Here is a 21,917-nt window from a genome sequence, read left to right on the forward strand (position 1 = left end):
AGCGAGCCCGCGAGCGCGCCCCGGTTTCGACAAGCTCAACCCGAACGGGCGGGGGTAAGGCGCCCCGGTTTCGACAAGCTCAACCCGAACGGGCGGGGGTAAGGCGCCCCGGTTTCGACAAGCTCAACCCGAACGGGCGGGGTAAGGCGCCCCGGTTTCGACAAGCTCAACCTGAACGGGCGGGGTGAGGCGCTCCGGTTTCGACAAGCTCAACCCGAACGGCCGGGGGTAAGGCGCCCCGGTTTCGACAAGCTCAACACGAACGGTTTGTTGAGGAGGCTTCGGTCCCGCGTGCAGCCAGCGTTTTTACTGCGGCCCCTGGCCCTGCTCTTTGTCTGGCCCGAGTGCGTTCTCTCGCTTCTCGTGCTGCAGCCATTGCGCCACGGCCTGCACGCGCGCCTGGTGGATCAGGGCGCCCACCTGTGGCCCGGTCTGGCCCCGGCTCGCGGCCTGCGCGGCGATGTCGCGCGTGACCACCGACTGCGCCGCCGCCAGCACCGCCAGCAGGCGCGGGCGCTGTGGGTAGGGGGTTTCTTCGAAGTGCAGCCGCCCCCGCGCATCGCATTCGCAGGCCAGCAACACATCGGCAAACCGCGCGGGCTTGCGGATCGCGTCGCAGCGCTCCAGCAGTCGCATCAGCGCGGCGGCCGACAACTCGCTGCTGCGGTGGATGTGGCCATGCTCGCGGGCCACCACGTCGGCGGTCTCGCGGCAGTCCACCGGCACGCGCAGGCGCTCGGCCACGTCCACCAGCAGCTCGGCGCTGCGCTGCTCGTGCTCGATGTGGCGTGGCAGCACGTCGGCGGGCGTCGTGCCCTTGCCCAGGTCGTGCGTCAGGCAGGCAAAGCGCACGGCCAGCGGGGCATCGAGCCGAGCGGACATGTCCAGCACCATCATCAGGTGCACACCGGTGTCCACCTCGGGGTGGTATTCGGCGCGCTGCGGCACGCCCCACAGGCGCGCCACCTCGGGCAGCAGCACGGCCAGCGCGCCGCACTCGCGCAGCACTTCGAACATGCGCGAGGGCTGTTCTTCCATCAGCCCGCGCGCCAGCTCCTGCCACACGCGCTCGGGCACCAGGTGGTCCACTTCGCCGTGGGCCACCATCTCGCGCATGAGCTGCATCGTCTCGGGCGCCACGCTGAAGTCGGTAAACCTTGCCGCAAAACGCGCCACGCGCAGGATGCGCACGGGATCCTCGCGGAAGGCGTCGGTCACGTGGCGCAGCACGCGCGCCTCGATGTCCCGCACGCCGTGGTAGGGGTCCACCAGGCCGCTGGCGCTTGCCGGGTCTACGCTCTGTGCTATTGCATTGATAGTGAGGTCGCGGCGCGAGAGGTCTTCCTCCAGCGTCACGTCCGGCGCGCTGTGCACCGCAAAGCCCCGGTATCCCTGGCCGCTCTTGCGCTCGGTGCGGGCCAGTGCAAATTCCTCACGCGTCGTGGGGTGCAGGAAGACGGGGAAGTCGCGGCCCACGGGCAGATAGCCGCCCTTCAGCATCTGCTCGGGCGTGGCACCCACCACCACCCAGTCGCGGTCGTTCACGGGCCGGCCCAGCAGCTTGTCGCGGACGGCGCCGCCCACCATGTAGATTTGCATGGGGCGAGTTTAGAACCTGCGCGGCGCCGTATATTCCGGCACATCATGTCCCTGTCGTCCGACCTCACCATTGCCCAACTCAACCCCGACGGCAGCGTGCCCGTGCCTCCGCCGCCCGACGCCGCGGCCAATGCTGCAGCGGCAGCACTGCAGCGCGAGGCGCAGTTCGAGGCGCTGCAGGCCAAGGTGGAGGGCTTGGAGGAGATATTGGCCAAGCCGCTCAGCGAGATCCTGGCAGAGCACGACAAGTTCAAGGAGGCTGCGGCTGCCTGGGAGGCCTTCGGTGCGATGTGGGTGCTGTCCCAGCGCGCCATGCGCCGCGTGGCCCTCGACCTGGCCGAGCAGCAGGGCGTGACCGAGGCCGAGGTGGTGGCGCGGGCGATGGCCTATGCGAACGATGTGCTCAATGGCGACGGCGTTGACTTGGGCGGCTCGATTGCCGAGGCGCAGATGGCCCACATCGCGCGGCACAAAGCGAAGTTGCGCAAGCAGTTCCGATAGTGGGTGGGCGGGGTTCAGCGCTTGAAGCCCGCCTCCCGTTGGTTGCGCACCGCCAGCACGAAAACGGTGTCGATGTCCGCGACGTAGTGGTACAGCGCCACGTACCCGCGAGAATCCCGACCAATCACCAGTTCGCGCTTGCCACCTTGCACAGGCCGACCGATCTGTGGACTGTGGGACAGGATCTGCAGGGCGTCCACGATGGCGCCGATGCGCTCGGGCGCACTGTCGGGGTCGTGTTGGGCGATGTGGTCGAAGAAGCGGTCGAAGTCCTCCAGAACCTCTGGCGCCAGCTCGATGCGGGTCATACCTTGGCGGAGGGTTTGCGAGCCCGATCGCCCTTGGCTCGGGCGGTCAGATAAGCCTTGGCGTCGTCCCACGCCACCGTCTTGCCGGTAGCGCGGATGCGCGCCCAGCGCTCCTCGGCCAGGGCGTGGAATGCGTTGTCCTGCTCCACTTGCTCCACCTTCTGGGCCAAGGCCTCCAGGATGAAAGCGTGGGCTGTTTTGCCAACCTGCGCCGCTGCGGCATTGAGGCGGCTTTTCATCTCATCTTCAAGGCGGATGGTGGTGGTGGACATGGGGGAGCTCCTGCAGAAAGAGGCAATGTAGCACATTAGTGCTACATCGACTCAGCACGGTTCTCACCCAAACACCGGCCTGAAAAAACTCCGCTCATAGCTCACGATGCACCCCGTCTCCTCGGCATAGCGGAACGCCGCCAGGCACTCCGCGTCCTGCATCGACTGTTGCCGGTACACCTCATAGGTTGCCAGGCTCTCGAAGGTGAACAGCGCCAGCGCGATGTTGTTGGCGCCTTCGCTGGGCATGAAATAGCCGTGGTGCTTGCCGCCGAACTTCTCGACCAGCGGGATCCACAGCTTGCCGTAGTGCTCGAACTCCTTGAGTTTGCTGGTATTGAGCACATAGCGCAGGTAGATGGTGACTGCCATGGCGGGTGCTCCTCAGCGCTTGGCGGGGGCCAGGCGGTAGGGTTCCTCGAAGTCGAGGAAGTCCTTCTCGGCCAAGGCGTCGTCGATCCAGGCCTTCACGCCAGGCAGGGCGCGCACGCGCTGCACGTAGTCGGCGATGTGGGGCGGCAGGGGCAGGGCGTAGGTGGCCAGGCGCATGCAGACCGGGGCGAAGTACGCGTCGGCAATCGAGAACTCGCCGAACAGCAACGGGCCGCCGTGCTCCTTGAGCAGCGCGCTCCACATGCCGACCAGGCGCTCCACATCGGCGCGCACGCCGGCGTTGTCGCGCCAGATCAGGGCGCCGGTGTCGGGCAGGTCGGCCTCGATGTTCATGGGGCAGTTGCTGCGCAGGGCCGTGAAGCCGCTGTGCATTTCGGCGCAGATGCTGCGGGCGCGCGCGCGGGCCTTGGCGTCCGTGGGCCAGAGCTTCTTGTCCGGGTGTGTCTCTGCGGCGTACTCGGCAATGGCCAGCGTGTCCCACACCACCAGGTCGCCATCGACCAGCACGGGCACCTTGCCGGTGGGGTTGACGGCGCCGATGGCGCGCTTGAATTCCGAGTCGGCGTCGAAGCTGTCGAAGCGCACGCGCACTTCCTCGAACGCGATGCCGGCCTGGCGCAGCAGCACCCAGGGGCGCATGGACCACGAGGAGTAATTCTTGTTGCCGATGTAGAGCTTGAGCATGGATGAAAAACTTTGGAGGCCTTGAAAGGGGCACCCATGCTACCCCTGCCGGGGGCCGCTCATCAATGCTCAATGGCCCGGCATTTGATGCCATCTGCGCATCAAAGACGCAAACACCATCCAGTCCGGCGCATCGGGAAACAAGGGCGTGCGGCACAATCTGCCGCTTTCGCGGTGGTTTCCCCGCCCGACGACCTGTGTCGGGCCGGCTTTGATGACGCTGTCTTTGATCTCTTTCTTGCTGAAGCTTGTCGTGGGCCTGCGGTGGCTCGGCAGCGGGGCCGCCGTGGCCCTGGCGTGGGCCGCCCTGGTGCTGCCCGTGGCCGGCCAGGCCCAGCCTGCGGGGCGCGATGTGCCGGCCCCCGTCGCACAGCACCCCGGCGGCATGCGCGTGGTGCCGTTCATGGGCATGTTCGAGGACAAAAGCCGCCAGATGGATATCGAGGCGGTGCGCCAGCCCGAGAACGAGGCCCGCTTTGCCTACCCGGAGAATGCGCTCAAGGGCGCCGAGTCTGACCGGGTGCTGTGGTTCCGACTGCGCCTGCAACTGGCCGACCCGGCCGATGCGCTGCGCGAATGGCTGCTGCTGGTGCCCACGGTGTCCACACACGAGCTGCGCTTTTACGGCCCGTACGACGAACAGGGCCGGGCCCTGGCCGAGCCCGTGGTCACCGGCATGCGCCACCCCTGGTCCACACGGCCGGCGGGGTCGGAGCAGATGGCCTGGCGCTTCAAATTGCCGGATGCCGGTGTGTACACCGTGTACTTCCGGGTGGAGTCCACCTTTGCACGGTTTTACGCGGCCACGGTGTGGGACCTGCCCGACTACCTGCAGGCCACGCAGGACAAGCGCATGTTCGACGGCGTCTGCTATGGCCTGTTGCTCGGCCTGGTGGTGTTCAGCACGGTGATGCTGCTGGTGTTCCGCGAGAGCATCTACGCCTGGTACCTGGTGTCGTGCGCGGGCGCGCTGCTGGCGCTGGCGGGGTTCAACGGCCATACGCTGCGCTACCCCTTCGCGCATTGGCCCGAGGCGGCGGGCTTCTTCTACAGCATCGCGCCGCCGCTGTGGGCCATCTCCAAGCTGATGTTCGGGCGCAGTCTCCTGCGGCTGTCGCACTTCGCGCCGCGCCTGGACAAGGTGGTGCTGGCCATGGTGGCGGCGCTGGCGCTGGCCACGGTGTACGGGCTGCTGGGCTCGCACCCCTTGTGGCTGTTCCGCCTGGTGCAGGCGTCCGTCATGGCGTCCACGGTGGTGCTCACGGCCGGCGCCGTGGTGGCCATGCGGCGGCGCTACTGGCCTGCGGTGCTGTACTCGGCCGGCGTGACCTTGCTGCTCATCGGCATCTGTGCCATCGTGGTGGCCAGCTGGGGCTGGGTGGCCTGGACGCCGCAGCAGATGGACATGACCCAGACCGTGCTGGTGGCCGAGTCCATCGTGTTCGCGGCCGCCATGGCGTCGCGCGTGCGGCTGCTGCGCAATTCGGAAGAGGCGCTTACCGTGCGCACGCAGGAACTGGTGGAGGCGCTGGGCACCGATGCGCTCACCGGTGCCGCCAACCGCGCAGGGCTGGCCAGCCGCGCCGGCTCCGCCATTGACGAGAACCGGCCGTTCGCCCTGCTGCTGCTGGACCTGGACGGCTTCAAGGGCGTGAACGACAGCCACGGCCACGCCGCCGGCGATGCAGTGCTGGCCACGATGGTGCAGCGCCTGCGCGCCCAGTTGCGCGCCGAGGACATGGTCGCGCGCCTGGGCGGCGACGAGTTCGCGGTGCTGATCGCGGGCGCCCCGCCGCGCGAGGTGATCGCCGCCATGGCCCGCCGCATGGCCGCCAGCGCCGCCGAGCCCGTGGTGTTCGAGGGCCGCGCACTCACGGTCGGCATGAGCCTGGGCATCGCCTGCCACCCCACTGACGGCACCACCCTGGCCGACCTGCTGCGCGCCGCCGACAGCGCCATGTATGCCTGCAAGCGCCGCCCTGCCGATGGCGAGTGCTATGCCTTCGCCTCAGAATTGCGGGTCGGGTGAGGCGCAGGTCCGGCGCGGCAGGTGACTCAGGGGGAGCCCACAGGCCAGACCACGCCGTTGTCGTTCAGGATGGCGTCGAGCGGCAGGTCGAACTCTTCGGGTTCGAAGTCATCCAGGTAGCCGTTGGTGAAGCCCAGCCCCACCGTGAACGGCTTGGGCTGCAGCGTGGCCAGCGTGCGGTCGTAGAAGCCGCCGCCGTACCCCAGCCGGTAGCCGCCCGCCGCGTAACCCACGCAAGGCACGAACAGCAGCGTGGGCACGATGACCTCGGTGTCCTTGGGCTTGGGGATGCCGTAGGCGTCTTCTTCCATGGGGCAGCCAGGATACCAGGCGTGGAAGGTCAGGGTCTTGTGCACCTTGTTGACCACCGGCAGGCCGATGCGGCGCAGTTGCGGCTCGTCCAGCAGTTCGCCGTCTTCCTTCCAGCGGTGCAGGGCGGGCAGGGGGTCGAACTCGCCCTTGATGGGCCAGTAGGCGCCGATCACGGTGTCGGGCCGGTTCACCAGCCAGATGCGCATGACCTGCTGTAACAGGTCGGACCGCTGTAGGCGGTCGGGCAGGTTCAGGCGTTCTTCTACCAACGCGCGCCGCAGGGCTGCTTTGTCCATCAGATAATTCCCCCATGCAATTGTTTCGAATTCTGACACCGCTTCTCGCCGGCGCTCTGCTGGCCACCGCCGCGCCCCTTGTCCAGGCGCAAAACCGTGGTGACGATACCTTGTTGGAGATGCAGCAGGCCTTCCGCAAGGGAGACCGCAAGAAACTGGAGCAACTGCTGCCCTCGGCGCGTGGCCACGCGCTGGAGCCCTGGGCGGCCTACTGGGAGCTCAAGCTGCGCCTGGCCGAGGCCTCGCCCGCCGAGATCCAGTCCTTCATGCAGCGCTACGCCGGCAGCTACCAGGAAGACCGCCTGCGCAACGACTGGCTGCTGCTCCTGGGCCAGCGCCGCGACTGGGCGCAGTTTGCCGAGCAGCACCCCAGCTACCGCATGTCCGACGACCGTGAGGTGCGCTGCTACGCCCTGCTGATCGACCAGATCAAGGGCACAGCGGCCGCCACCGTGGCCGAGGACGTGCGCAGCAACTGGTACGCCCAGCGCGACGGCGACGACGGCTGCACCCACGCCGCGCGCGAACTGTACGGCTACAAGAAGCTTTCGGCCCTGGACGTGTGGCGCAAGGCCCGCCTGGGCGTGGAGGCCAACCGCCCGCGCGTGGTGCGCACGGCGGTCGAGATCGTCTCGCCCGAGTCCCTGCCACAGGTCAAGGACGTGCTCGATGCGCCCAGCAAATACCTGCTCTCGCGGGCAACGGCTGCCGGCAAGGCCAGGCAGGAGCTGGTGCTGCTGGCGCTGCTGAAACTGGCCACCAGCGACCCGGACAGCGCCGCCTACCAGCTCGACAGCAAATGGGGTGTGCACCTGTCGGCCGAAGAGCGCAACTGGGCCTGGGCCGTGATCGGCAAGACCGCCGCGCAAAAGCTGGCCGGCAATGCCCACAGCTACTTTGCCAACGTCTCCAAGGACAGCGACCTCAACGACGACCTGCTGGGCTGGAAGGTGCGCGCAGCCCTGCGCGCCGGCCAGTGGAAGGCCGTGGGCAAGGCGGTGGACGCCATGAGCCCCGAAGGCCGCCAGGACAGCACCTGGGTCTACTGGAAGGCCCGCTCGCTGCTCGCAGGCCGCGTGACCGATGCCGAGCGTGCCGAGGCACGCCAGCTGCTCGAAGGCATTGCCAGCACGCGCGGCTTCTACGAGCAACTGGCGCTCGAAGAAATCGGCCAGCGCATCAGCGTGCCGCCCGCGCCCGCGCCGCTCACGGCCGAGGAAAAGGCCGGTGCCCGTGCCAACGCCGGCCTGAACCGCGCCCTGTACGCCATCTTGCTCGGCCTGCGCAGCGAAGGCGTGCGCGAGTGGAACTACACCACCAACCTGCACCAGAGCGGGGGCATGCCCGACCGCGAACTGCTGGCCGCCGCCGACTTTGCCTGCCAGAGGGAGGTGTGGGACCGCTGCATCAACACCAGCGAACGCACCAAGAGCGTGGTGGACACCAACCAGCGCTTTCCCACGCCGTTTCGCAGCGCCGTGGTGGAGCGCGCCAACGGCATCGGACTGGACCCGGCCTATGTCTACGGCCTGATCCGCCAGGAAAGCCGCTTCATCATGGATGCACGCTCCCACGTCGGCGCATCCGGATTGATGCAGGTCATGCCCGCCACCGCGCGCTGGACGGCCAAGAAGATCGGCATGACCAACTTCACCGCCGACCAGATCAACGACCGCGACACCAACATCACCATCGGCACCGCGTACCTCAAGCTCGCGCTCGATGACTTCGCGGGCTCCATGCCCATGGCTGCTGCCGCCTACAACGCCGGCCCCGGACGCCCGCGCAGCTGGCGCAACGGCCCCGTGCTCGACGCCGCCATCTGGGCCGAGAACGTGCCCTTTGCCGAAACGCGCGACTACGTGAAGAAGGTGCTGGCCAACACCACCAACTACGCCGCCATGCTCACCGGCCAGCCGCAGTCGCTCAAGAGCCGCCTGGGCACCATCGGCCCGCGCGACGCGGCCGCGCCCGAGGTGAACAAGGACCTGCCGTAAGGCGCGCTGCGATGGTGTGTGCCACCTGTTTGCTATAAAAATAAGAGCTAATTCCGCTTGGCTGGAAAGCGGTAGGGCCAGTTTTGGCCATGAATTGGAGGGATGAAGATGATGGTGAAGAAGCTGTCGTGGCTGGCCATGGCCGGCCTGGTGTGGGGGATGGGTGCGGGCGCGCACGCGCAGCCTGTCTACAAGTGGGTGGACGCCCAGGGCAAGACGCACTATGGCTCCCAGCCGCCGCCGTCCAATGCGGATGCCGAGCCGCTCAAGCTGCAGAGCAACAACGGCTCGACCAGAAGCGTGTCTTCGTCTTCTTCCTCATCCGGCAAGCCGGGCCAGCAGTACAACGCCGACGGCACCAAGAAGATCCCGAAGGACGTGCAAGAGTTCGGCGAGGGCGTGAAGAAGGCGCTGCAGACCGTGGACGGTAAAGAGGTGCCCCTCAATTGCTCGGCGGCGGTGGACAACATCCATTACCAGGCCGACCAGATGCTGGAAGTGGGCCAGAAGAACGTGCGCGACGGGTACATGAAGCAGGCGGACTTCGACAAGACCGCGCCCAAGATCCGCGAGGCCCGGGGCAAGTACAGCCTGTCGGACTGCCAGTCTTCGTCGGGCAACAAGAAGTTGTTCTACCAGTGCATGTCGAACAGCTACAACCATGTGATGGGGTGCGATAAGGAGCACAAGCACGACTAGCGGTGCGACTCGATCCCACCTTGTTTTGGGGCTTTCTTGCATGGAACAGATAAATTCGACAGCGCAGGTCTTGGCCGTCAAGGACGGGGAGTCGGAGCGCCCAATCCCGAGTGTTTGGCGTCCAACCATCCAAGAAATAGTTCGTGCGTTTGTGCACCAGGACTATCAACTCAGTGGCGGTGTTCCTGGCGTGGCTCCCGTGTCAACTGAAACGTCAGAGCGAATCAAAAGCTACGTACAGGACTACGGCGTACAGCTGACGGAGCTCCCTGAAGAAACATGGACATCCTCCACCTGCATCTGGATGGGCACGCGGTGGGACGTGCTCGTTGATCTTTGGTCGGATTCGGAGGGGAGAAGCGACCTGGTGCTGAGGCTGAAGGTGTCTGAGGGAGTTGAGGGAGGCTTTCAATTCAGTATCTACATGGTCTACGTGCCCTGATTGATCCGGAGCCATGGCATGGTGGCCCGAACAAGTGCGCAAAATGCGCAACGCTCCGGCAATCCTCACAAGTGCGTCACTGGCTCACACGTTCTGGAGCACGTCCCCCTGCCGCACCGCAGCCCCCGACCGCACCAGGTCATCCGCCAGGCTCTGAAGCCACGCATCTTCCTCCTGGTCGCCAAAGTGCGTCTCGCGCAGCATGCCGAAATACGGCGTGGCCTGCGCCCAGGCGGTCAGGTCGGCCATGCCGATCCGCTGCCACTCCAGCAGCTTGTATTTCAACAGCACCTTGGCCGCGTAGAGCGCATGTTTCGACGGGTTGCGCACGAAGCCATCCAGCCTGCGGCGCGCGCCGTCGATGGCGCGGGGCGCATCGGTGAAAACCGGGCCGTGGCCGGGGATCACCACGCGCGGGGCCAGGGCCTCGATCACATCGAGCGTGGCGGCCACCTCGGCGAACGCGCTGTCGCCTTCCAATTCGGGGAAGACGACGCCAAAGCCGTTTTCCCACAGCGCATCGGCCGAGATCAGCACCCTGTCCTGCGGGTTGAAGAGCACCACCGAGTGCGGGTCGTGGCCGGGCGCGGCGTGCACCTGCCAGGGCTTGTCGCCCAGCAGAACGCAGGAGCCGGGGTCCAGCAGCGTGTCGGCGCGGAACTGCGGGCATTGCTGGCCGGTGGGGGTGTAGCTCAGCGCATAGGCGTTCCACTGCCGCACATGCCGCGCCTGTCCGGGCGGGATGGCCGTCAGCACGCGGGGCCATTGTTGTTGCAGGGCCGCGTTGCCGCCGCAGTGGTCGCTGTGCAGGTGGGTGTTGAGCACGCGGTCGAGCGGGCGGCCGGCCAGCGCGCCCTGGACCAGGGCCACGGTCTGCTCGGCGTGGCTGCAGTAGCCGGTGTCCACGATGGCGGTGTCGTGCTGGCCGATGAAGAGGATGTTGTTGGCCGACAGCCAGCCGCGCTCCAGGACGGTGATCTCGGGGGGGAGCAAATCGTGGGGCGCGGGACTGTGGGGCATGGGTGCTGGCGTGTCGGAACGGGTTGTAAGCAGCCGGCATCCATCGACCTGGACCGTTCACGCTGAGCCTGTCGAAGCGCCGCGCAAGGCTTCGACAAGCTCAGCCCGAACGGGTTTCAAATTCAAGAATGCCCATTGCGTCCAAGCCAGCGTAACCCAGCCTGCGCCCTGGGCAAGCTATGCAAAACCCGTAATCGGCCCCGCGTCGCGGTGCCGAGGTTGTGTCAGAACGTGACGCCTGCGACCAGGATCACGTTGGCGTACGGCGTGCACTCGCCCGTGCGCACCATCACGCGGGCGTTGGCTGTGCGGCGCTTGAATTCTTCGTGCGCAATCGGCGTGGGCGCCACGGGCAAGCCGACGCACCACGCGGGCGGGGCGCCAGCGCTGCGCTGCACGGCTTCGGTGGCGATGAAGGCGTGCTCGACCTGCATCTCGGCCAGCACCACGCGCAGCACGTCCACCACGGCCGGGATGCCCGGGGTCAGCGCCAGATCGATGCGGCGCGGGCCGTCGGGGATGGGCAGGCCCACGTCGCCGATGACCAGCATGTCGCCATGGCCCAGGCTGGCGATGGCGTGGGAGAGTTCGGCGTGCAGCAGGGTGGTGCGTTTCACAGGGCGGTCCAGTCGGGTGGTTGGGGGCTCTGCGCCACGGCGGCGCGGGTGGGGATGGAAGGCTGCGCGCCGTGCTGCGTCACGCACAGCGCCGCGGCGCGGATGCCTTCGCGCACGCCGGCGTCCAGCGGCTCGCCGCGCGCCAGCGCCACGGCCAGCGCGCCCAGGAAGGTGTCGCCGGCAGCGGTGGTGTCTACCGCGCGCACCTGCATGCCGGGGTGGTGGCGGCAGCCATCGGCATCGGCCGCCACGGCGCCCGCGGCGCCCAGCGTGACCACGACCTGGGCGGGGCCCCGCCCGCGCAGCGCCTGCGCGGCGGCGGCGGCGTCCTGCGGGGTGTCCACCGCCACGCCGGCCAGGGCCGCGGCTTCGACCTCATTGACCACCAGCGTGTGCACCAGGGGCCACAGCGCATCGGGCAAGGGCTGGATGGGCGAGGGGTTGAGCACCACGGGGCAGCCCGCGGCATGCGCCTGCCGGGCGGCGGCCACGACCTGCGGCATGGGGGTTTCGAACTGCACGACCAATCCCCCGGCACCGGGCAGCGCGGCGCCCAGCGCGAGCGCGTCCAGCACGAAGCGGCCGTTGGCGCCGGGCACCACCACGATGCGGTTCTGGCCCGTGGCTTCGACCGTGATGGCGGCCACGCCGGTGGTGGATGCGGTATCGGTCTGCACGCCGCTGTGGTCGATGCCGTCGGCGGCCAGGCCTGCGCGCAGCGTGCGGCCATAGCCGTCGTCGCCCAGGCGGCCGAAGAGGTGCACGCTCGCGCCCTGGCGCGCGCAGGCCACGGCCTGGTTGCCGCCCTTGCCGCCGGGCACCAGGTGCAGGCCGTCGGCCAGCACGGTTTCGCCGGCCTCGGGTGCGCGGGCGACCTGCAGCACCAGGTCCATGTTCAGGCTGCCGACGACAGCGATGCGGGGTGCGGTGTTCGACGCTTTGTCGCTCATGCTGCGGTCTCCGGGGCCGGCGCGGTGGAAGACCGCACGCGCAGCTCGGGCTGCAGCATCACCTTGCGTGCATCCTGGCGCTTGCCGTCGATGCGCTCGAGCAGCATGTCCACCGCCAGCGCGCCGATGCGCTGCTTGGGCTGGGCCACGGTGGTCAGCGGCGGGCTGGTGAAGGCGGCCAGTTCGATGTCGTCGAAGCCGACGATGGACAGTGCCTCGGGCACGCGCAGTGCGCGTTCGTGGGCAGCGCACAGCGCCCCCATGGCCATGAGGTCGTTGCAGACGAAGACGGCGGTGGGGGGCTCGCTCGCGCGCAGCACGGCGTGCATGGCCTCGTAGCCGCCCTGGCTGGTGAAGTTGCCGTGCCACAGCAGGCCGCTGCCGTCGCCGCAACCCGCTTCGGCCAGCGCGGCGCGCCAGCCGGCGATGCGCTGCTCGCTGGGCGCCAGGCCCGCGGGGCCGCCGATGCAGGCGATGCGGCGGTGGCCCTGGGCCAGCAGGTGGCGCGTGGCCAGCTGCCCGCCCTGCATGTGGGCGGTCTCGACCAGGTCGCAGGGCAACTCGGCGATCTCGATCTCGCGGTCCACCAGCACGGTGGGGATGGACAGGCCCGCCAGTTGCGTGGGCAGCGTGGCGTCATGGCCGGTGGAGACGACGATCAGCCCGTCGATGCGGCGCTCGGCCAGCACCTGCAGGTAGCTGCCCTGGCGGTGCGCCTCGTCGTTGGTGTTGCACAGGATGACGTTGTACCCCGCGCCGAAGCACCGGTCTTCCACGCTGTGCACGATTTCGGCGAAGTAGGGGTTGGAGCTGTTGGGGATCAGCATGCCCAGCGTGCGCGTGTTGTTGCTCTTGAGGCTGCGCGCGATGGCGCTGGGCACGTAGCCCAGGGCGCGGATGGCTGTCTCGACGCGCGCGCGGCCCTCGGGGCTCACGCGGCGCGTGCCGTTGACCACGTGGGACACGGTGGTGACCGATACGTCGGCGTGGCGCGCAACGTCCTTGATAGTAGCCATGGGGTGGAAAAGCGGATTCGGTGGAGGTGGGGCGATGGTGAGATCAGACGGCGGCGCGGCGCTGGCGCAGCGTGTCCACGATGACGGCGGCCACGATCACGCAGCCCGTGATGATGCGCTTGCTCGGCTCGCTCGCGCCCACCTGGGCCAGGCCCGCCTCCAGCACCGCGATGATCAGCACGCCGAACGCGGTGGTCACCACCGAGCCGCGCCCGCCCATGAGGCTGGTGCCGCCAATCACCACCGCGGCGATGACCTGCAGCTCCATGCCCGAGCCCGCGTTGGGGTCGGCCGCTTCCAGGCGTGCCGACTGCATGAGGCCCGCCAGGCCCGCGAGCAGGCCGGTGAGCGCGAACACGATGATGCGCACCGGGCGCGGGTCCACACCCGCCAGGCGCATGGCCTCTTCATTGGTGCCGATGCCCACGACCGAGCGGCCGAACACCGTGCGCGTGAGCACCATCTGCGCCACCACCACCAGCACCAGCGCGATCAGGAAGGCCACCGAGATGCCGCCGAAGAACGGCGCGGCCAGCCACGAGATCGCGTCGCCCACGTACTGCGTGCGCGAGTCGGTGACCAGGTAGGCGCTGCCGCGCACGGCTTCGAGCATGCCCAGCGAGACGATGAACGAGGGCAGCCGCCAGGCCACCGAGATGGAGCCCGTGATGGTGCCGCACACCAGGCCCGTGGCCAGCGCCAGCGCGGCGGCGGCCGGCACCGTCCAGCCCCACTGCAGGATGGCGGCCGCCGATGTGGCGGCCGACAGCGCCATCACCGAGCCCACCGACAGGTCGATCCCCGCGATGATGAGCACGAAGGTCATGCCTACGGCCATCACGGCCAGGGCCGGGATCTCGTTGGCGATGGTGATGAAGGTCTCGGCGCTCCAGAAGTATTCGGACATCCACGAGAACAGGCCCACCATGCCGGCCAGCACGGCCAGAAGACCGAGGTAGGTGCCGAGCTGGCTGCGCCACACCGGGGTGGAGCGCGGGGCGGGGGATGCGGTGGGGGAGGAGGCTGCGGCGTTCATGCGGTGGCGGAAGAAGGTGCGGACGAAGGCCCGCGGGAAGAAGAGGGTGCGGCGGCGGAAGGCTCGGTGGCGCGGCCCGCCATGTCGGAGAACGCGGCGGCCAGCAGCGACTGCTCGGACCACTCGCCGCGCTCGAACACGGCCACCAGGCGGCCGGCGCTCATCACGCCGATGCGGTCGGCCATGGCCATGAGCTCGCGCAGGTCGGACGACACCATGAGCAGTGCGCGGCCTTCGTCGGCCATGCGGTCGAGTTCGGTGTAGATCTCGGCACGCGCGCCCACGTCCACGCCGCGCGTGGGTTCGTCCAGCAGCAGCACGCGCACGGGGCGGTGCAGCCAGCGGGCGAAGACCACCTTTTGCTGGTTGCCACCCGACAGCTGGCCCACGGGCTGCTCGCCGCTACGGCAGCGGATGCTGAGCGTGCGCACGAAGCCTTGCACCAGCCGGTGCTCCAGCGCCCGCTGCAGCCAGCCGCCGCGCGAGACGGCCGACCAGTCGGACAGCGTGGCGTTGATGCGGATGGGCTGCGCCAGCAGCAGGCCCTGCGACTTGCGGTCCTCGGTGACCAGGCCGATGCCGGCGCGGATGGCCGCCAGGGGCGACGCGAAACCTTTGTCGGCCTTGTTTGCTACTGATTTTGTAGCTTTCGGCGCTTTTACACCCTGCACCGGAGGCTGTTTTTTATCTGAATCTGAGCCATGCACGGTGACACTGCCACGGTCCGCGCGGTCCGCGCCGAACAGCAGGCGCACCAGCTCGGTACGGCCCGAGCCGACGAGACCCGCAACGCCGAAGACCTCGCCCGCGCGCAGGCTGAGGCTCACGTCCTGCACGGCGGTGCCGCGGCCGATGCCGCTCACTTCCATGACCACCGCGCCGGCCGTGCGGCGGGGGCGGTGGTCCAGGTCGTTGACCGAGCGGCCCACCATGCGGCGCACCAGGTCGTCCTCGGACAGGCCGGCCATGGGCAGCACGTCCACCAGCCGGCCGTCGCGCAGCACGGCGGCGCGGTCGGCGATGCGGCGCAGCTCTTCGAGCCGGTGCGAGACGTAGACGATGGCCACGCCGCGCGCGGTCAGGCGCGCGATCTGATCGAACAGGTAGGTGGTCTCGCGTGGCGTGAGCATGGCCGTGGGCTCGTCCAGCACCAGGATGCGCGTGTCGTCCTGCAGGTTGCGGGCGATCTCCACCATCTGCTGCTGGCCGATGCCCAGTTGCGACACCGGCGTGGCCGGGTCGATGGATTCGAGGCCGATCTTGGCCAACTGCGTGCGCGCAGCGGCGTGCAGCACCTCCCGCTGCAGCCAGCCTGCGCGGTTCGGCAGGCGGCCCAGCAGCAGGTTCTCTGCCACGGTGAGCGTGGGCACCAGGCCCAGCTCCTGCATCACCATGCGCACTCCGTGCTGCTCGGCCTCGCGCCGCGTGGCCGGGGCAAAGGTCTGCCCCGCCAGCCGCATGCCGCCGCGCGTGGCCGGCGTGAGGCCGCAGACGATCTTGGACAGTGTGCTCTTGCCCGCGCCGTTCTCGCCCGTGAGCGCCAGCACCTCGCCCGCGTTCAGCGCCAGCGTCACCCCGTCGAGCACGGTGGTGGCGCTGTAGTCCTTGCCGACCGCGTCGATGCACAGCAGGGGTGTGGGTGGCGCGGGCGGTTGGGTTGTGGGGGTTGAGGGCATGGCAGGTCGCGGCAAGGGTTGCTGATCTCTTGAGCGGTGAACAAAGCTCAGCGAAGCGGTTCTGGCCAGGCGCCGGGTCGCAGGCAGTACTGGAAGTACGACCAGACCCGGCAACGACGCCAGAAGAGTTTTGTTCACCGCTCCGGGTTACTTGCTGCCCTTGGTGACCAGCACCACGTCGGTCTTCACCGCGGCAGGCAGCTGGTTCTGCGGCGTCTTGGCGGCCAGGGCCTTCTGGGCCAGCTCGATGCCGAACACGGCCTGCTTGGCGGCGTACTGGTCGGCGGTGGCCAGCACGCGGCCGTCGGCCAGCATGGGCTTGATGGCGTTGATGTTGTCGTAGCCCACCACCTGCACCTTGCCGGTCTTGCCTGCGGCCTTCACGGCGGCCACGGCGCCCAGCGCCATGCTGTCGTTGCCGGCCAGCAGGGCCACCAGGTCAGGGTGCTCGCGCATCATGCCGGCGGCCACGGTGTTGCCTTTTTCGATTTCCCAGTTGCCGGACTGCACGCCCACCACAGTGATGTTGGCGGCCTTCATCGCGTCCTGGTAGCCCAGGGTGCGCTGCTGCGCATTGAAGGTGGTGGACACGCCTTCGATGATGCCCACCTTGTCGCCGGCCTTCAGGCTCTTGGCCAGGTGGTCGCCCACGAGCTTGGCGCCCGCGCGGTTGTCCGGGCCCACGAAGGGCACGGTGATGTTCTTTTCCTTCAGCGCATCGGCATCGAGCTGGTTGTCGATGTTGATCACGATCACGCCCTTGTCGATGGCGGCCTTGACGGCGGGCACCAGGGCCTTGGAGTCGGCCGGGGCCAGCACAATGGCGCTGGCCTTTTGTGCCACGGCCTGCTCGACCATCTTGATCTGCGCGGCGGTGTCGGTCTCGTTCTTGATGCCGTTGGCCACCAGCGTGTACTCGCTGGCGTGCGCCTTCTGGTGCGCCTTGGCGCCGTCTTCCATGGTGCGGAAGAACTCGTTGGCCAGCGATTTCATGACCAGGGCGATCTTGGGCTTGTCCTGCGCCAGGGCAGGGCTGGCCAGCATGCCGCCCAGCACGGCAAGGGCTGCGGCGGTCTGAACGGTACGGCGGGTGAAGTGCATGGTGTCTCCTGTTGGAATGGGGTCGAGAGCGTCAAGAACGAATGGAACGAACTAAACCGACAACGGCGCGAGGAGGGAGGAGCGCGCTCCCAAAGGAGCATGGCACCTTGTTCCCCAGGCCGCGCATCCCCTGAACAACAGGCAAGGATACGCGCCGGATCGGCTTGCGGCCCGCGGATCATAACGAAAGCAAACGTTTGCGCAAACGTTTGCTAGTTGGTGAAAACCCGAAGATGAGGGGAATTCAGGGCGTGTCGGATTCGAGCGAGGGAGGCTGGTGGGGTATGGGCGGATGTGCCTACCCACCCGTTCGGGCTGAGCCCTTCGACAGGCTCAGGACAGGCTTGCCGAAGTTTTGCGCGGCGTTTCGACAGCCTCAACGTAAACGGTTTTGGGGTATCCGCTAGCAGCTGGTGAGAAGAGGCCTAACGGATCAGCATTCGCCCAGTCCAAACCGTTCGGGCTGAGCCTGTCGAAGCCTCGCGCGGCGCTTCGACAGGCTCAGCGCGAACGGGTCGGGGGTGTGCAACAGCTGACGGCTAGAAGATGCCGCGCGTATCAGCGCTCGTTCACTCCAAGCCGTTCGGGCTGAGCTTGTCGAAGCCTTGCTTGGCGCTTCGACAAGCTCAGCCCGAATGGTGTGGTGTGGGGAGTGAAGCAGAGAACCATGCCAGCAGCTGCGCCCGCGTGCAGCTGCTGGGTTTGATACGCGCCCTACGCCTTGCGCAGTTCGCGCCGCAGGATCTTGCCCACGTTGCTCTTGGGCAGCTCGTCGCGGAACTCGATGTACTTGGGCCGCTTGTAGCCCGTCAGGTTCTCCTGGCAGAAGCGGGCCACGTCCTCTTCGCTCAGCGTGGGGTCGTTCTTGATGATGAACACCTTGATCGCCTCGCCCTGCTTCTCGTCCGGGATGCCGATGGCCGCGCATTCCACCACGCCGGGGCACAGGCTGATGACCTGCTCCAGCTCGTTGGGGAACACGTTGAAGCCGCTCACCAGGATCATGTCCTTCTTGCGGTCGATGATGCGGGTGTAGCCCTCGGCGTCCATCACGCCGATGTCGCCGGTGCGCATGAAGCCGTCGGCGGTGAAGGCCTTGGCGTTTTCTTCGGGTTGGTTGTAGTAGCCCGTCATCACGTTGGGGCCGCGGATGCAGATCTCGCCCGGGTCGCCTTGCGGCACGCTGTGGCCGGCATCGTCCTTGATGGCGATGTCTATGCCCGGCAGCGGCAGGCCGATGGTGCCGCTGAAGGACGTGTTGTTCACCGGGTTGTTGGTGCCGATGGCGCAGGTCTCGCTCATGCCCCAGCCTTCGATCATGGTGCTGCCGGTCACCTTCTGCCACTGCTTGGCCGTGCCCTCGCTGGCGGCCATGCCGCCGGCCTGCGACACGCACAGGTGCGAGAAGTCGAGCGTCTTGAACTGCGGGTTCTGCAGCAAGGCGTTGAACAGGGTGTTCACCGCGGGCAGCATGTGGAAGGGGCGCTTTTTCAGCTCGGCCACGAACTTCGGGATGTCGCGCGGGTTCGGGATCAGCGTGAGGCTGGAGCCCTGGCGGATGGCCAGCAGGCACAGCGTGAGCGCGAAGATGTGGTACAGCGGCAGCGCGGCAATGCTGTTGGCCTTGCTCACGTCGCCGATCCTGGACAGCGCCGGTGTGAACCAGGCCTCGGCCTGCAGCGTGGCGGCCACGATGTTGCGGTGGGTCAGCACCGCGCCTTTCGAGAGGCCCGTGGTGCCGCCCGTGTACTGCAGGAAGGCGATGGAGTCGAGCGTGGCCTGGCTGGGCGCGAGCGACTTGTGCTCGCCCAGCGACAGCGCCTTCTTGAAGGGCACGACCTTGCGGCCGTTGGTCAGCGGCAGCTCGTAGGCGGGCACCATCTTGGCCAGGTGGCGCACGGCGAAGGTGATCCAGGTGCCGAAGGCCGCGCCCAGCAGGTCGCCCATGGCGGTCATCACCACGTGCTGCACGGCGGTGCGGTCCACCACCTCGGCCAGCGTGTGTGCGAAGTTTTCCAGGATCACGATGGCGGTGGCGCCCGAGTCCTTGAGCTGGTGCTCCAGCTCGCGCGCGGTGTACAGCGGGTTCACGTTCACGCAGGTGTAGCCTGCGCGCAGCACGGCCGCCATGGTCACGCCGAACTGGGGCAGGTTGGGCAGCATGATGGCCACGCGCGCGCCAGGCGCCAGGCCCAGGCTCTGCAGGTAGGCGCCCAGCGCGGCCGAGCGGCGGTCCAGTTCGCCGTAGGTCATCCAGCGGTCCATGCAGACCGAAAACGGGCTCGATGCGTGCTTGCGGAAGGATTCTTCCAGCAGGTGGGCTACAGAGCGGTATTGCTCGGGCTTGACGTCGTGCGGTACGCCCGGGGGGTAGCTCTTGAGCCAGATCTTTTCCATGCGCTTGTTTCCTTGGGCTTGTGTTCGCGTTGTCGCGTGTGCTCGCCGGTGAACCGGTGGGCACAGATTGTGAAAGCGCAAGGGGCGGATCAGCTACCGGGCTTGTCCTAGGGTGCGGGCGAGTTGGGTCTCGCAGGTGACACGGTCGGCATCGAAGAGCGCGGCCATCAGCGCATGCTCACGCGCCTCGATGGTGGCCAGGAACTGCTCGACCCCGCCGCGCTGGCGTGCCAGTTGGCCGAAGGTGTCGAAGCCCGCTTCCAGGAACTGCTGCAGCGCGCCCATGCCGGCCGCGTGGGCCGGGGCGCGCATCATGCGCAGCATCATGCGAAGGCCGGGCGTGCGCGTGAGGCGCGCCAGGTCAGTGCCCATGGCCAGCACGCGCTGCAGCTGCAGCTCGCGCTGGGCACGTTGGCCCACCGCGCGCCAGGCGGCGACATAGCGCGCGGCATCGGCTGCGTCCTGGCGTGCGATGCCGGGTTCCGCCACCGCAGCGGCAGGGCTCGCGACTGAGCCGGTCCAGTGATGGCCCATGGCCTGGTCCAGCTCTTCGGTCTGCGCATGCAGCACCGCCAGCGCGACGGCAGTCGCAACCACCGCTGCCGGGAACATGGTCTGCAGCGTGCCCGCAATGCGGCCGAACTGCTGGTCGCGGGCTGCGTAGTCGGAGTCGCTGTACAGCTCTTCGAGGAAGAACTTGGCCGCGGGGCCGAAAGAGGGCGAGCCCATCAGGTCGGCATATGTGCCCCGGAAGCGCCGTGCCTGCAGCGTCTTGACACGGCCCACCCCCGAGCCCAGCCCCGGGTCGGCCGTGCGCTGATGGCGCAGGGCGGTGACATCGGCAATGCGATCACGGATGGTCTGGGCTGCGTCCATGGTGGTCATGAAGGGAAGGCCGTTGTGGGAGTGGCCGGCTGCCACCGCACGCCCTGCGCCCATCGGCCAGGCCGCACAATGTGGCGAACGGGTCGCTCGGCATTACACCATCCCTCTCCCATCCTCCCATCGCACCGACACATGATTGCGCGCTGGCAACAAGCCTTGGTTCTTTTCATCCTTGCGGCCATGGCGGCCTGGCTGGGCTGGCAGTGGCCCCGATCGCCCCAGGCGGCCGTTGTGGGCGCACTCGTCCCGCTGGCGTTGTACCTGCTGGTGATGGCGGTCGAGTTCGTGCTCATGCACATCACCAACCGAACCGACGCCGCGCCCCGCGCACGGCTGGCCCAGGTGGTGGCGGCCTGGTGGGCCGAGGTGTGCGTGGCGCTCGCACTGTTCGGCTGGCGCCAGCCGTTTCGCCACCAGTCCCTGCCCGATTGGCTGCCCGCCAAGTCCACGGGGCGGCGCGGCGTGGTGCTGATCCATGGATTCATGTGCAACCGCGGGCTGTGGCTGCCGTGGTTTTCGCCCCTGCAGGAGCGTGGCCACGCATATGTGGCCGTCAACCTGGAGCCGGTGATGGGCTCCATCGACGAGTACGCCTCGATCATCGAAGACGCGGTGCTGCGCGTGACCACCGCCACGGGCCAGGCGCCGGTGCTGGTGTGCCACAGCATGGGCGGCCTGGCGGCACGTGCGTGGCTGCGCGCCCACCAGGCGGATGGGCGTGTGCACCGGGTGCTGACGCTGGGCACTCCGCACGGAGGCACATGGCTGGGGCGGTTCAGCCGGGCGGTGAATGGGCGGCAGATGAGCCTGGCGGGGGAGTGGGTGGGGGCGCTGCAGAAGGCGGAGCCTGCGGGGAGGGCGGCTTTGTTCACGTGCTGGTTTTCGAATTGCGACAACATCGTTTTTCCGGCCACCACGGCAAGTCTGCAGGGGGCGGACAACCGTTTTGTGGAGGGGGTGGCGCATGTGCAGATGGCGTTTCATCCGGGGGTGATGGCAGCGTGTCTGGATGAGGTGGGGCGGGGGTAATGATGGGGGCGTGGGTTGCCTGCCGTTCGGGTTGAGCCTGTCGAGGCGTGGGCGCAACCACTGTCCGTTCGGGTTGAGCCTGTCGAAACCTGGGCTTTTTCGCTCGCTGGTTGGGCGGCATGCTTGTGTTGAGGGCGGGAGCCGGGGTGCGCGCCCGGCGGCGCGGTAACTTTCTCTTGCTTCGCCAAGAGAAAGTCACCAAAGAGAAGGCGACCCCCAGTCTGCGACCCCTTCGCTGCGCTACGGGGCAAACCTGCGTCGGGGCGGTTGCGGGGTGCGCCGCAGAACTCACTGCGCGCCGTTGGCGCTTCGTTCAGACAACTGCGGCGAGTCAGTTCACGAGGCATGCGCGCACTAGCGCGCATGCTCACCCCGCAACCGCCCCGCCGCAGGCGCAGCCAGCAGGGGGTGGACAGCCGAACAGCCGAACAGCCGAACAGCCGAACAGCCGAACAGCCGAACAGCCGAACAGCCGAACAGCCGAACAGCCGAACAGCCGAACAGCCGAACAGCCACACGGGCCATTGCTGCGCTCGGCCCCGCCCGCGCAGCGCGTGGCGCTTGCGCCCGCGAGATGGGGCCGAGCGCAGCAATGGCCCGTGTGGCTGTTTGGCCCCCATCCCTTCTGGATGCGCCTGGGGCGCGCAGGGGGCGGGGT

20 protein-coding genes are annotated in these 21,917 nt (G+C 68.0%); 5 read left to right on the forward strand and 15 right to left on the reverse strand.

The genetic code is table 11. The features are described 5' to 3' along the window. Positions 1–306: 306 nt before the first annotated feature. Entirely contained in the window at positions 307–1,599 is a 1,293-nt protein-coding gene (locus KW835_RS26190) for a multifunctional CCA addition/repair protein (RefSeq protein WP_218387684.1), read from the reverse strand. A 45-nt stretch (positions 1,600–1,644) separates the two neighbouring features. Between KW835_RS26190 and KW835_RS26195 the strand changes: the two genes are divergently transcribed. Next, positions 1,645–2,100, forward strand: a complete 456-nt coding sequence (locus KW835_RS26195) for a hypothetical protein (RefSeq protein WP_218387685.1) — start codon at positions 1,645–1,647, stop codon at positions 2,098–2,100. A gap of 14 nt (positions 2,101–2,114) precedes the next feature. Here the strand turns inward: KW835_RS26195 and KW835_RS26200 are convergent, their stop codons facing one another. The 4 genes from KW835_RS26200 to KW835_RS26215 form a co-directional block, all read right to left on the reverse strand. Then, the gene (locus KW835_RS26200; protein ID WP_218387686.1) at positions 2,115–2,408 is read right to left on the reverse strand and encodes a type II toxin-antitoxin system RelE/ParE family toxin; all 294 of its coding nucleotides are present in this window, start codon (positions 2,406–2,408) and stop codon (positions 2,115–2,117) included. Further along, positions 2,405–2,680: a DUF1778 domain-containing protein gene (locus tag KW835_RS26205; RefSeq protein WP_218387687.1), complete on the reverse strand. Its 276-nt coding sequence runs from the start codon at positions 2,678–2,680 to the stop codon at positions 2,405–2,407. The genes KW835_RS26200 and KW835_RS26205 overlap by 4 nt, the downstream gene beginning before the upstream one ends. 63 nt (positions 2,681–2,743) lie before the next feature. Further along, positions 2,744–3,052, reverse strand: coding sequence for an NIPSNAP family protein (locus tag KW835_RS26210; protein ID WP_218387688.1), 309 nt, complete (start codon positions 3,050–3,052; stop codon positions 2,744–2,746). Positions 3,053–3,064: 12 nt separating this feature from the next. Then, positions 3,065–3,757, reverse strand: a complete 693-nt coding sequence (locus KW835_RS26215) for a glutathione S-transferase family protein (RefSeq protein ID WP_218387689.1) — start codon at positions 3,755–3,757, stop codon at positions 3,065–3,067. A 238-nt stretch (positions 3,758–3,995) separates the two neighbouring features. Between KW835_RS26215 and KW835_RS26220 the strand changes: the two genes are divergently transcribed. Then, positions 3,996–5,786, forward strand: coding sequence for a diguanylate cyclase (locus KW835_RS26220; protein WP_255593988.1), 1,791 nt, complete (start codon positions 3,996–3,998; stop codon positions 5,784–5,786). Between the two features lie 26 nt (positions 5,787–5,812). Here the strand turns inward: KW835_RS26220 and KW835_RS26225 are convergent, their stop codons facing one another. Further along, positions 5,813–6,394, reverse strand: a complete 582-nt coding sequence (locus KW835_RS26225; protein WP_218387691.1) for a 5-formyltetrahydrofolate cyclo-ligase — start codon at positions 6,392–6,394, stop codon at positions 5,813–5,815. A 14-nt stretch (positions 6,395–6,408) separates the two neighbouring features. On the opposite strand from KW835_RS26225, the gene KW835_RS26230 reads away from it, so the two are divergent. After that, entirely contained in the window at positions 6,409–8,391 is a 1,983-nt protein-coding gene (locus KW835_RS26230) for a lytic transglycosylase domain-containing protein (protein ID WP_218387692.1), read from the forward strand. A 102-nt stretch (positions 8,392–8,493) separates the two neighbouring features. Continuing rightward, positions 8,494–9,090, forward strand: a complete 597-nt coding sequence (locus tag KW835_RS26235; RefSeq protein ID WP_218387693.1) for a DUF4124 domain-containing protein — start codon at positions 8,494–8,496, stop codon at positions 9,088–9,090. 526 nt (positions 9,091–9,616) lie between these two features. On the opposite strand, the gene KW835_RS26240 is transcribed toward KW835_RS26235, so the two are convergent. The 9 genes from KW835_RS26240 to KW835_RS26280 form a co-directional block, all read right to left on the reverse strand. Continuing rightward, positions 9,617–10,552 (reverse strand): MBL fold metallo-hydrolase, encoded by a 936-nt coding sequence (locus KW835_RS26240; RefSeq protein WP_218387694.1) that lies wholly within the window; start codon positions 10,550–10,552, stop codon positions 9,617–9,619. Positions 10,553–10,776: 224 nt separating this feature from the next. Continuing rightward, positions 10,777–11,169 (reverse strand): D-ribose pyranase, encoded by a 393-nt coding sequence (rbsD, locus tag KW835_RS26245; RefSeq protein WP_218387695.1) that lies wholly within the window; start codon positions 11,167–11,169, stop codon positions 10,777–10,779. Further along, on the reverse strand, positions 11,166–12,119 hold the full coding sequence (rbsK, locus tag KW835_RS26250; protein WP_218387696.1) for a ribokinase: 954 nt from the start codon (positions 12,117–12,119) through the stop codon (positions 11,166–11,168). Before rbsK ends, rbsD begins: the two co-directional genes overlap by 4 nt. Beyond that, positions 12,116–13,135 (reverse strand): LacI family DNA-binding transcriptional regulator, encoded by a 1,020-nt coding sequence (locus KW835_RS26255; protein WP_218387697.1) that lies wholly within the window; start codon positions 13,133–13,135, stop codon positions 12,116–12,118. Before KW835_RS26255 ends, rbsK begins: the two co-directional genes overlap by 4 nt. A gap of 43 nt (positions 13,136–13,178) precedes the next feature. Continuing rightward, complete coding sequence (locus tag KW835_RS26260; RefSeq protein ID WP_218387698.1) at positions 13,179–14,171, reverse strand: ABC transporter permease; 993 nt, start codon at positions 14,169–14,171, stop codon at positions 13,179–13,181. Continuing rightward, positions 14,168–15,847: a sugar ABC transporter ATP-binding protein gene (locus KW835_RS26265; protein ID WP_218387699.1), complete on the reverse strand. Its 1,680-nt coding sequence runs from the start codon at positions 15,845–15,847 to the stop codon at positions 14,168–14,170. The genes KW835_RS26260 and KW835_RS26265 overlap by 4 nt, the downstream gene beginning before the upstream one ends. A gap of 147 nt (positions 15,848–15,994) precedes the next feature. Further along, positions 15,995–16,948 carry a sugar ABC transporter substrate-binding protein gene (locus KW835_RS26270; protein WP_218387700.1) on the reverse strand — a complete coding sequence of 318 codons (954 nt, stop codon included), beginning with the start codon at positions 16,946–16,948 and terminating at the stop codon, positions 15,995–15,997. A gap of 714 nt (positions 16,949–17,662) precedes the next feature. Then, positions 17,663–19,345 carry an AMP-binding protein gene (locus KW835_RS26275; RefSeq protein ID WP_218387701.1) on the reverse strand — a complete coding sequence of 561 codons (1,683 nt, stop codon included), beginning with the start codon at positions 19,343–19,345 and terminating at the stop codon, positions 17,663–17,665. Between the two features lie 93 nt (positions 19,346–19,438). Further along, positions 19,439–20,221, reverse strand: a complete 783-nt coding sequence (locus KW835_RS26280) for a hypothetical protein (RefSeq protein ID WP_218387703.1) — start codon at positions 20,219–20,221, stop codon at positions 19,439–19,441. A 141-nt stretch (positions 20,222–20,362) separates the two neighbouring features. Here KW835_RS26280 and KW835_RS26285 point away from each other — a divergent pair, with 141 nt between their 5' ends. Beyond that, positions 20,363–21,259, forward strand: coding sequence for a triacylglycerol lipase (locus KW835_RS26285; protein WP_218387702.1), 897 nt, complete (start codon positions 20,363–20,365; stop codon positions 21,257–21,259). The last annotated feature ends 658 nt before the right edge of the window (positions 21,260–21,917 follow it).

This window comes from Acidovorax sp. sic0104 (assembly GCF_019219095.1).
GTDB lineage: Bacteria > Pseudomonadota > Gammaproteobacteria > Burkholderiales > Burkholderiaceae_C > Acidovorax.